This is a genomic window from Pseudonocardia sp. (genome assembly GCF_025965585.1).
Classification (GTDB): domain Bacteria; phylum Actinomycetota; class Actinomycetes; order Mycobacteriales; family Pseudonocardiaceae; genus Pseudonocardia.
In genome coordinates, this window is sequence record NZ_JAOPWR010000282.1 from 1 (window position 1) to 9375 (window position 9375).

At 72.5% G+C, this 9375-nt stretch carries 10 protein-coding genes; 5 read left to right on the forward strand and 5 right to left on the reverse strand.

Annotated elements, in window-relative coordinates:
* Positions 1-187: 187 nt before the first annotated feature.
* Positions 188-1546, reverse strand: a complete 1359-nt coding sequence (locus tag JWR81_RS17690; protein WP_297653523.1) for an MSMEG_0569 family flavin-dependent oxidoreductase — start codon at positions 1544-1546, stop codon at positions 188-190.
* Between the two features lie 201 nt (positions 1547-1747).
* Here JWR81_RS17690 and JWR81_RS17695 point away from each other — a divergent pair, with 201 nt between their 5' ends.
* Positions 1748-2680, forward strand: a complete 933-nt coding sequence (locus JWR81_RS17695; RefSeq protein WP_297653526.1) for a Dyp-type peroxidase — start codon at positions 1748-1750, stop codon at positions 2678-2680.
* A 1-nt stretch (position 2681) separates the two neighbouring features.
* Here JWR81_RS17695 and JWR81_RS17700 read toward each other — a convergent pair whose 3' ends face one another.
* The 4 genes from JWR81_RS17700 to JWR81_RS17715 all read right to left on the reverse strand — a co-directional run bounded on the left by JWR81_RS17700 (position 2682) and on the right by JWR81_RS17715 (position 6510).
* On the reverse strand, positions 2682-3497 hold the full coding sequence (locus JWR81_RS17700; RefSeq protein WP_297653529.1) for a methyltransferase domain-containing protein: 816 nt from the start codon (positions 3495-3497) through the stop codon (positions 2682-2684).
* Between the two features lie 65 nt (positions 3498-3562).
* Positions 3563-4519: a C40 family peptidase gene (locus tag JWR81_RS17705; protein WP_297653533.1), complete on the reverse strand. Its 957-nt coding sequence runs from the start codon at positions 4517-4519 to the stop codon at positions 3563-3565.
* Between the two features lie 321 nt (positions 4520-4840).
* Complete coding sequence (locus JWR81_RS17710) at positions 4841-5689, reverse strand: MerR family transcriptional regulator (RefSeq protein WP_297653536.1); 849 nt, start codon at positions 5687-5689, stop codon at positions 4841-4843.
* A 41-nt stretch (positions 5690-5730) separates the two neighbouring features.
* Positions 5731-6510, reverse strand: coding sequence for a hypothetical protein (locus JWR81_RS17715; RefSeq protein WP_297653539.1), 780 nt, complete (start codon positions 6508-6510; stop codon positions 5731-5733).
* A gap of 87 nt (positions 6511-6597) precedes the next feature.
* Between JWR81_RS17715 and JWR81_RS17720 the strand changes: the two genes are divergently transcribed.
* The 4 genes from JWR81_RS17720 to JWR81_RS17735 form a co-directional block, all read left to right on the forward strand.
* Positions 6598-7323: a dienelactone hydrolase family protein gene (locus JWR81_RS17720; protein WP_297653542.1), complete on the forward strand. Its 726-nt coding sequence runs from the start codon at positions 6598-6600 to the stop codon at positions 7321-7323.
* A 66-nt stretch (positions 7324-7389) separates the two neighbouring features.
* Complete coding sequence (locus JWR81_RS17725) at positions 7390-8592, forward strand: cytochrome P450 (RefSeq protein WP_297653545.1); 1203 nt, start codon at positions 7390-7392, stop codon at positions 8590-8592.
* Between the two features lie 29 nt (positions 8593-8621).
* Positions 8622-8813 (forward strand): (4Fe-4S)-binding protein, encoded by a 192-nt coding sequence (locus JWR81_RS17730; RefSeq protein WP_297653551.1) that lies wholly within the window; start codon positions 8622-8624, stop codon positions 8811-8813.
* Positions 8814-8827: 14 nt separating this feature from the next.
* The coding region (locus JWR81_RS17735) for a TetR/AcrR family transcriptional regulator (RefSeq protein WP_297653552.1) at positions 8828-9375 on the forward strand (548 nt) is incomplete at its 3' end.

Sequence of the window (9375 nt, forward strand, 5' to 3'; positions counted from 1 at the left end):
CCGTTCTCGGCCTGGTAGTCGGGGAAGACCTTGGTGCCGCCGTAGATGGTGGAGCCCTCGGGCAGCGACGGGTGGGCGATCTCCTCGAGGGACTGCTTCTCGAGATCGGTCAGGTCGGCCATGCGACGTGTCTCCTTATAGGGGGATCAACGGGTGGGAGGGATGGGTGGGGAGGGGTTCGGGTGGATCAGGCGACGGTCCGCGGGGCGGACCAGTCGTCGTCGGTGGGGTAGGTCTCCTGCGGCGTGCCGGCCAGCCAGTGCAGGCCCGTGACCACGGCGCTGCGGCGTGTCGCCACGATCTTCTTGGCCAGGTGCTCGGCGTCGGCGGCGACGCCGGCGAAGCGGCCGGAGCCCCAGGTGTGCTGCCAGGGCAGGCCGATGAAGTACAGGCCCGGCTGGCTGGTGACGCCGCGGTCGTGGGTGGGGTAGCCGCGGCCGTTGAAGATGGGCAGCTCGACCCAGCGGTCGTCGCGGCCGTAGCCGGTGCTCCAGATGACCGTGGTGATGCCGGCGTCCTCCAGCGACAGGTCCGCGGGGTCGTCGGCCTCGGGGCCGGGCTCCCACACCGGGACGTAGCGGTCCTCGACCGGCGCGTCGATCCCGGCCTTCTCGATGTACGCGTCGATCGAGTCCTTGATGGACTCCGAGACCTGGTCGGCGTTGTCGAGGTTGGAGCGCAGGTCGGGCCCGAAGGTGAGGCGCCCGTTCGAGATGCCGGTGAGGCGGCCGTGCAGGGCCATGCCCTGCACGGCGAAGGCGCGCAGGTCGATGTCGTGCCCGCCGTCGCGGCCGGTGACGTAGTGGTTGGCGCGGAACCGCACCGCGTCGGCGTCGTCGAACTGGTCGATGCCGCGGGTGTAGGTGCCCATGTCGTCGAGCCAGGCGACGACGTCGCGGCCGCGGTACCAGCGGGCGACGCGCGGCGCGGTGCCGGTGGCCAGGTGCACGGTGCGGCCCGCGAGGTGCAGGTCCTCGGCGATCTGGCAGCCCGACTGGCCGGTGCCGACGACGAGCACGGCACCCTCGGGGAGCTGCTCGGGGTTCTTGTACGCCGAGGAGTGCAGCTGCGTGATCCGGTCGGTGATGCGCTCGGCCATCCGCGGGATGCGCGGCACCTGGTACGGGCCGGTGGCCACGACGACCTGGTCGGCGGTGATCGTGCCGCGGTCGGTGCGGATCTCGAACGTGCCGTCGGAGCGGCCGCGCAGCCGGGTGGCGGAGACACCCTCGATCAACGGCGGGTCGAACGAGGCCACGAACTTCTCGAGGTACTGCACGATCTCGTCGCGGAGGATGAAGCCGTCGGGCTCGTCACCCGGATACGGGAAGCCCGGTAGCCGGCACTGCCAGTTCGGGGTGACCAGGCAGAAGGAGTCCCAGCGGCGGTTGCGCCACTCGGAGGCCACCCTGTCGCGCTCCAGCACCACGTGGTCGATGCCGCGGTGCGTCAGCCACCAGCTCATCGAAAGGCCGGCCTGGCCGCCACCGATCACGACGACGGAGCGGTGGACGGTCTCCGTGCCGTCGGGCCAGTTGGTAGACATAGGGGGGGTGCCGGACATGTGTCGCCTCGCTCAGGGGTGTGGCGTGCGTTCGATGCCATTCAGTGAAGCGATGCGGGATTGCCGAACCGTTGCCCCCGGAAATCACCTGTGTTGCGTGCTGTTGCCGGCCAGTTACGAAGGCCTCATCCGCGGCGGCGGTGCCGGTCGCAGGCCCGGCGGGAGCAGGAAGAGGATGACCTCATGCCCGACGACCCCCAGCCCCAGGCGGTGCTCACCGGGCTCAGCGACAGCGCGGTGTTCCTCTCGCTCGTGGTGGACGAGGGCGGTGAGGCCGCGGTGCGCGACCTGCTCCCCGACCTGGCGGGCCTGACGCGGTCGGCGGGCTTCCGCGCCCCGGAGGAGGGCCTCAGCTGCGTCACCGGGATCGGGTCGGACCTGTGGGACCGCCTGTTCGGCGGTCCGCGGCCCGCACAGCTGCATCCGCTGCCCGTCTTCGCGGGCGCCACCCACACCGCGCCGTCCACGCCCGGCGACCTGCTGCTGCACATCCGTGCCGGCCGCCTGCACATGTGCTTCGAGCTCGCCCGCTTCGTGGCCGACCGGCTCCGCGGCGCCGCGCACGTCGTGGACGAGGTGCACGGCTTCCGCTACTTCGACCAGCGCGACCTCCTCGGGTTCGTCGACGGCACCGAGAACCCCACGGGCGCCGATGCGGCCGCCGCCGTGCTCGTCGGCGACGAGGACCCGGACTTCCGCGCCGGCTCCTATGTGGTCGTTCAGAAGTACGTGCACGACATGGACGCCTGGAACGCCCTGAGCGTGGAGGCGCAGGAGATGACGATCGGGCGCCGCAAGCTCGACGACCTCGAGATCCCCGAGGGCGTCCGGCCGCCCGACTCGCACCTGACGGCGAACGTCATCGAGGACGAGAACGGCGACGAGCGGCAGATCGTGCGTGACAACATGCCGTTCGGCACGGTCGGCGCGGGGGAGTTCGGCACCTACTTCGTCGGCTACGCGGCCACGCCGGAGGTCACCGAGCTGATGCTGCACCGCATGTTCGTGGGCGAGCCGCCCGGCTGCCACGACCGCATCCTCGACTACTCCACGCCACTCACCGGCGGGCTGTTCTTCGTGCCCAGCCAGACGATGCTGGACGACCCGCCCGCCTGATCTACCCGGCGGGCCGCAGCAGCACCTCGCCGTTGAGGATCGCGAACCAGCCGTCCTCGTCGGCGGCCCAGCGCCGCCAGGCCGTGGAGATCCCGCTGAGCTCGTCGAGCGTGGCGTGGCCGCCGTCCACGGCCTGCTGCGTGATCGCGGAGGTGAGGATGCGGTCGGCCCACAGCCCGCCCCACCACGCGCGCTCGGCAGGGGTGGCGTAGCTCCACACAGTGGTCGACGGCGTGACCGACGCGGCCCCCGAGGCGCGGGCCCACGCGAGCAGGCGACGTCCGGCATCGGGCTCGGCGCCGTTGCCGTGGGCGACCGCGCGGTAGATCTCCAACCAGCGGTCCAGCCGCGGATCGGCCGGGTACCAGGCCATCGCCGCGTAGTCGGCGTCCCTGGCGGCCACCACTCCGCCGGGCCGGCACACGCGGAGCATCTCGCGCAGTGCGGCCACCGGGTCCGTCAGATGCTGGAGCACCTGGTGGGCGTGCACCACGTCGTACGCCCCGTCGGGGGCCTCGAGCGCGTAGACGTCGCCGATCCGGAACTCGACGTTGCCGGTGCCGCTCTCCGTGGCGAGGGCCCGCGCACCGTCCAGCGGGGCCTGCACCGGCTCGATGCCGACGACGTATCCCGGGGCCACCCGGCGCGCGATGTCGACGGTGATCGTGCCCGGCCCGCAGCCGACGTCGAGCACCGTGGCGCCGGGGCGCAGATGCTCGGCCAGGTACGCCGCGGAGTTGGCGACCGTGCGCGAGAGGTGCGAGCGCAGCACGCTCTCGGCGTGGCCGTGGGTGTAGGTCTCCTCCGCTGCGCGCATGCTCCGATCGTCGACCTACCTGTCCACATCGTGCAACAAGTGTCCCGCGATGTGGACAGGTTGGGTCAGATCCGGCGCGCGTTGTGGAACGGCATGTAGGCGATGTTGCTGATCTGCACCGGCTCGCCGGACTGCGTGGCGTTGACGACCTTGCCGTCGCCGATGTAAATGCCCACATGGCTGACCGGGGTGTAGAAGAACACCAGGTCGCCGGGCTGCAGTTGGCTCTTCGACACGGCCTCGCTCACCGTCGACTGCGCCGATGCCGTGCGGGGCAGTGAGATCCCGGCCTGCTTGAAGGACCACTGCACGAGCCCCGAGCAGTCGAACGCGGTGGGACCGGAGGCACCCCACACGTAGGGCACGCCCAGCTTGCTCATCGCGGCGCTGAGCGCGGCGCCCGCGGCGCCGGTCGCCTTCGAGATCGTCGGCGCGGGCACGTCCGGGACCGGGACGGGCACGTGCGCGGGGACGGTCAGCGCGGCGGCGCGGATGGTGGACTCCTTGGCGGCCAGCACCTTCGCGGCGGAGGTGGCGCTGTCGACGATCGAGGAGACCTTGACCGGCTGCAGGTCGGCGGCCAAGGGGGACGCCGCCGGTGCGGCGGCCGCGGCGGCGGCAGCAGCGGCCGGAGCCACCGGCGCCGACGGGTGGCCGACCGCGGGGAACGTGCTGGTGGTCGACGTCGGGTCGTTCAGCGACATCGAGGCGGACGCCGGCGCCACAGCGGCGAACTGGCCCGTGGCGGCGATCGCAGCGACCGCGCCGACGGCGGTCACCGACATCGCGGCCAGTGCCGGGCGGCCGGGCATCCGAGTGGGCATGCCCGGGCGGCGGGTGCGCTGCTGCGGGGCGTATGACGGCGGGGCGTGCAGCGGAGCGGCGTGCCGGCGGGACGGCCCCTCGCGGGGCGGGGTGATGCCTTCGCCGAGTCGTTGCAGCAGAGCAGTAGCGAGCTCGGCGGTGCTGCTGCCGAGCAGTTCGTTCGCGGCGCCGGGGAGCGCAGCGCAGTGTTTGGCCATCGGGGAGCGTCCTTTATGTCCCGGGCGCACGACGACCCGTCGGGGAACGGGACGTACATGCTCCTGCCCTGGGGAGGCGGCGCCCGTGGGGAGCGTCGGCGGGCAGGAACCCGAGGACCGACCAGGCGCACCGGACCGACTTCTCTCGTGCCGATCAGGCCCAGGGACCGTAACCATTCCGTGATCGCGGATGCGAGCGCCACGCCGCGCAGTGCGACGACCGGACGAGTTTTCGCCACGAGCGGGGCTCGGATTGGGACGAATGCAGCAATGCCGCCGACCCGCCAGGGCCGTTCGGGCATGATCTCGACGAACGGTCGGCTACGGGTGGTGGTCGGGGGACCCGGCCCGTGACCCACTCGTGATCGGGAACACCGGCCAGCCGATCTCGGTGCGCCAGGCGGTGGTGTCGGTGGTGTCGCGGGGCCCGACGAGGTAGGTCTCGTGCACGGGCCCGGCCAGCGCGAGCGCGTTCTCGACGACATGGGTACCGAGCGCGCCGTAGGTGACGTCGATGTCGTCGTGCGGCCCGCGGTGCACGGTCACGGCGAGCTCCGCCGCGGCCACGACGAACGGCCGGACGCGCCCGGCGGCCGGGGGATCGGCGACCGGGACGAAGACGACGGCGTCGCCGCGCTCGTCGGTGAACAGCGCGTTGTCGTACAGCCCGCAGGGCGGGCCGGTCGGTGGCCGCTGCCGGGCGAGCAGGACGGCGTCGAGCTCGGCCATCGCCCCGGCGTACCAGCCGAGCACGTCGCCGTGGTCGACGGTGGCCCGGATCGCCGCGACGGTCCGCTCCGGTTCCGCGCGCAGCTCCACCGCGAGCGGCGGTGCCGCCGGCTGCAGCAGCCGCCGCAGTGACGTCACAGCGGCGCGGGTCTGCGCGAGCTGGTCCTCGAGCCGGCCCAGATGCGCGGCGATCAGGGCGCTGCGGGTGTCGGCGTCAGGGGCGGCGAGCACCTCGCCGACCTCGCGGACGGGCATGTCGAGGTCCCGGAACCGGCGGATCACCTGGGCCGTCGGCACCTGCTCGAGCGCGTAGTAGCGGTAGCCGCTGGACGGGTCGACCTCGGCCGGCTCCAGGAGCCCGGCCTCGTGGTAGCGGCGCAGCGTCCGCACGCTGATATGGGTGATCCGGGAGAAGCCGCCGATCGTGAGCCCCGCGCGCATGGGCACAACTGTGGACCCTCCCCCCGCGGGAGGGTCCAGGCTCAGGTGGCCGAGGCGGCGCGGTGCAGGGAGAGGACCCCGTCCGGGGCACCTCGGGTGCTCCAGTCGCCCGACGACGCCGTCCACGTCTCCCCGTCGAACGTGACGGTGTCGAGCCCGAGCCGCGCCGCGTGGGCCACCAGCCAGGTGGCGATGGCCCAGCCGCGGGCCTGCGGCTGCGGGCCGCTGAGCCGGGCCGTTCCGAGCTCGTGTGCGGCCAGCGTCACCACGTCGGCGCCGGGCACGGTGGGCGTCACGCCGTGGCAGCTGAGCGCAGCGGGCTCCTCGCCGGTGAACGCCGACGCCACGGCCCGGGCCATCGGCTCCCACCGCGCGTAGGCCTCCGGTGCCGCCGAGCGCTGCACCAGCTGGGCGGCACCGGTGACGCTCATCGCGGTCCAGTCCGGCTCGCTGCGGAGCTTGTCGTAGAACGCGGTGGTGGCATGCACGGGGTCGGTGACCTGCGCGTACGTGCCCCAGCCCTGGCTCGGGCGCTGCTGGAACAGACCCGCCGAGTCGCGGTCGCCGCCGTCGAGGTTGCGCAGCCCCGACTCCTGCAGTGCGGTGGCCAGCGCAACGGTGACGGCGTGGTCGGGCATGCCCATCGCGAACCCGACGCCGGCGATGGTGGCGGCGTTGTCCGCCTGCTCGATGGTCATGTCGGCAGTGCCGTCGCTCGCCGCCGAACACCCCGGCGAAGCGAACGGCCGTAGCACCACCACGGCCACGACCACCGCGGCGACCACGACGAGCGCCAGCACCGCGGCCACCCACTTGCCCATGGTGACCATGGTGCCCTGCGCCCCCCACGGCCACGCGGCAGACTGCGGATCACGCTCCCCGCCCGCGTCCACCCAGGAGGAATCCCCGTGCCTGCCATCACCGTTCCCGGCGGCGTCACCGCACCCGAGCTGCGTGCCCACCTCGCCGTCCCGCCGGTCGGCGAGGGCCCGTGGCCCGGCGTCGTGGTGATCCACGAGGCGTTCGGCCTCGACGACGACACCCGCCTGCAGGCCGAGCGGCTCGCCGCCGCCGGCTACCTCGCTGTCGCCCCCGACATGTTCACCGCGGGCGGGGCACTGCGCTGCCTGCGTTCGACGTTCGCGGCCATGACGAGCGGGCAGGGTCCGGCGTTCGGCGACATCGAGGCCGTCCGCAGCTGGCTCGTCGGCCGGGCGGACTGCACGGGGAAGGTCGGGATCATCGGGTTCTGCATGGGCGGCGGGTTCGCGCTGCTCGCGTCCACCCGTGACTTCGACGTGTCGGCGCCGAACTACGGCATGGTGCCCAAGGAGGCCGCGACCGTGCTGCGCGGCGCGTGCCCGGTCGTGGCCAGCTACGGAGCGAAGGACCGCGGCTTCAGGGGTGCTGCGGCCGAGCTGGAGACGGCCCTGACCACGGCAGGCGTCGTGCACGACGTGAAGGAGTACCCCGACGCCGGGCACTCGTTCATGAACCGGCTCAACGTGGGGCCCTTGTCGGTGCTCATGAAGGTGGCGGGGCTCGGCTACCACGGCCCGTCGTCCGAGGACGCCTGGACGCGCATCCTCCGCTTCTTCGACGAGCACCTGCGAGGTTCGACCGCTTCGTCCTAACTGAGAGTCGACTCTCACTTCGATGGTAGCGTCGTGCTCGTCGCCACCGTCGGGGAAGGACACACGATGACCCAGGCACCACCAGCTCTGCCGCTGCACATGCGACGCGACCACTTCGATCCCGTCGCCGAGTTGGCTGAGGTCCGCGAGGAGGAGGGCATCCGCCGCGTCACGTCGACGTTCGGGATGCCCGCGTGGCTCGTCGCGCGGCACGACGACGTGCGCGACGTGCTCGCGGACGCCACCCGGTTCAGCAACGCCGGCATGATGGCCCGCTCCCTGCCGGGCGACACCCGCACCGAGGAGGAGAGGCGCCGCGCGATGGCCGGGCAGATGCTCGCCACCGACCCGCCGGACCACACGCGCCTGCGCCGCTTCCTCACGCCGGAGTTCACCGTCCGGCGGATGAAGCGGCTGGAGCCGCGGATCGTCGAGATCGTCGAGGAGCACCTGGACGCGATGGAGGCCGCGGGCAGCCCCGCCGACCTGGTGCCCGCTTTCGCGCTGCCGATCCCCTCGCTGGTGATCTGCGAGCTGCTCGGCGTGCCCTACTCCGACCGGGACGAGTTCCAGAAGCGCACGGCGCGCCAGCTCGACATGTCGATCCCGATGGACGAGCGCCTCGCGCTGCAGCGGGAGGGCCGGGAGTACATGGAAAGCCTGGTCGCCCGGGCCAAGGCCGACCCCGGCGAGGACATGCTCGGCATGCTGGTGCGCGAGCACGGCCACGAGATGACCGACGACGAGCTCGCCGGCATCTCCTCGCTGCTGCTGATCGCGGGGCACGAGACGACGTCGAACATGCTGGGCCTCGGCACCCTCGCGCTGTTGCGCCATCCCGACCAGCTCGCGCTCGTCCGGGACGACCCCGACGCGGTCGTCCCGGCCGTCGAGGAGCTGATGCGGTGGCTGTCGATCGTGCACACGGGGGTCGCGCGGACCACCACGCAGGAGGTCGAGCTCGCCGGGCAGACCATCCCGGCCGGTGAGCTCGTGCTGTGCGCCCTGCCGTCGGCGAACCGGGACCCGTCGTTCATCGACGAGCCCGACCGGCTCGACGTCACGCGTGGCGCGATGGGCCACCTCGCGTTCGGCCACGGCGTGCACCACTGCCTCGGCGCACCCCTGGCCCGGATGGAGATGCGGATCGCCTTCCCGGCGCTGCTGCGCAGGTTCCCGGGCCTCGCGTCGGCGCTCCCGTTCGACGAGATCCCGTTCCGTGCGTTCCACTTCATCTACGGGCTGCACTCGTTGCCCGTCACCTGGTGACCCAGACGACATCCACAGGAGGAATCCGAATGAAGATCGCCGCCGATCGCGACACGTGCATCGGGGCCGGGCTGTGCGTGGGCACCTCGGACACCGTCTTCGACCAGGACGACGACGGCATCGTCGTGGTCCTCGTCGAGGAGCCGGACGGGGCCGACGCGGACAAGGCGCGTGAGGCCGTTTCGCTCTGTCCGTCGGGAGCACTGCGCATCATCGAGTGAGCTAACGTGCGCGGATGACCGCCGGGCGGGCGCTGCGCATGGACGCGGTGCGCAACCACGAGCGCATCGTGGTGGCAGCCGGCGTCGCGTTCGAGGAGCTCGGCGCGAGCGTGGCGCTGGAGGAGGTCGCGCGGCGCGCGGGCGTCGGCGTGGCCACCCTGTACCGGCGCTTCCGCAACCGGGAGCAGCTCGTGCGCGCGGTCGTCGAGCACGTGTTCACCACCGAGATCGAACCCGCCGCGGCCGTCGTCACCGACGAGCCGTGGCGGGATCTCGTGGGCACGCTGGAGGCGGTGCTGGAGTCCTTCACGACCCATCGCGTGGTGCTCAAGCTGGCCCACGAGGCGGGCGCCGTCGACGTGGACCTCGTGGAGGGCTGGTTCAGCTCCATGGACCGCGTGCTCCACCGGGCCCTCGCCGCCGGGCTCGTGCGGCCCGAGCTGGTAGCCCGCGACCTCGCCGCCGTGGTGGTGATGGCGCTGGCCACGGTGCACGACCGCGACCCCGTGGGCGCCGACCGCCGTCGCTACCTCGCGCTGCTGCTGGACGGCCTGCGCCCCGC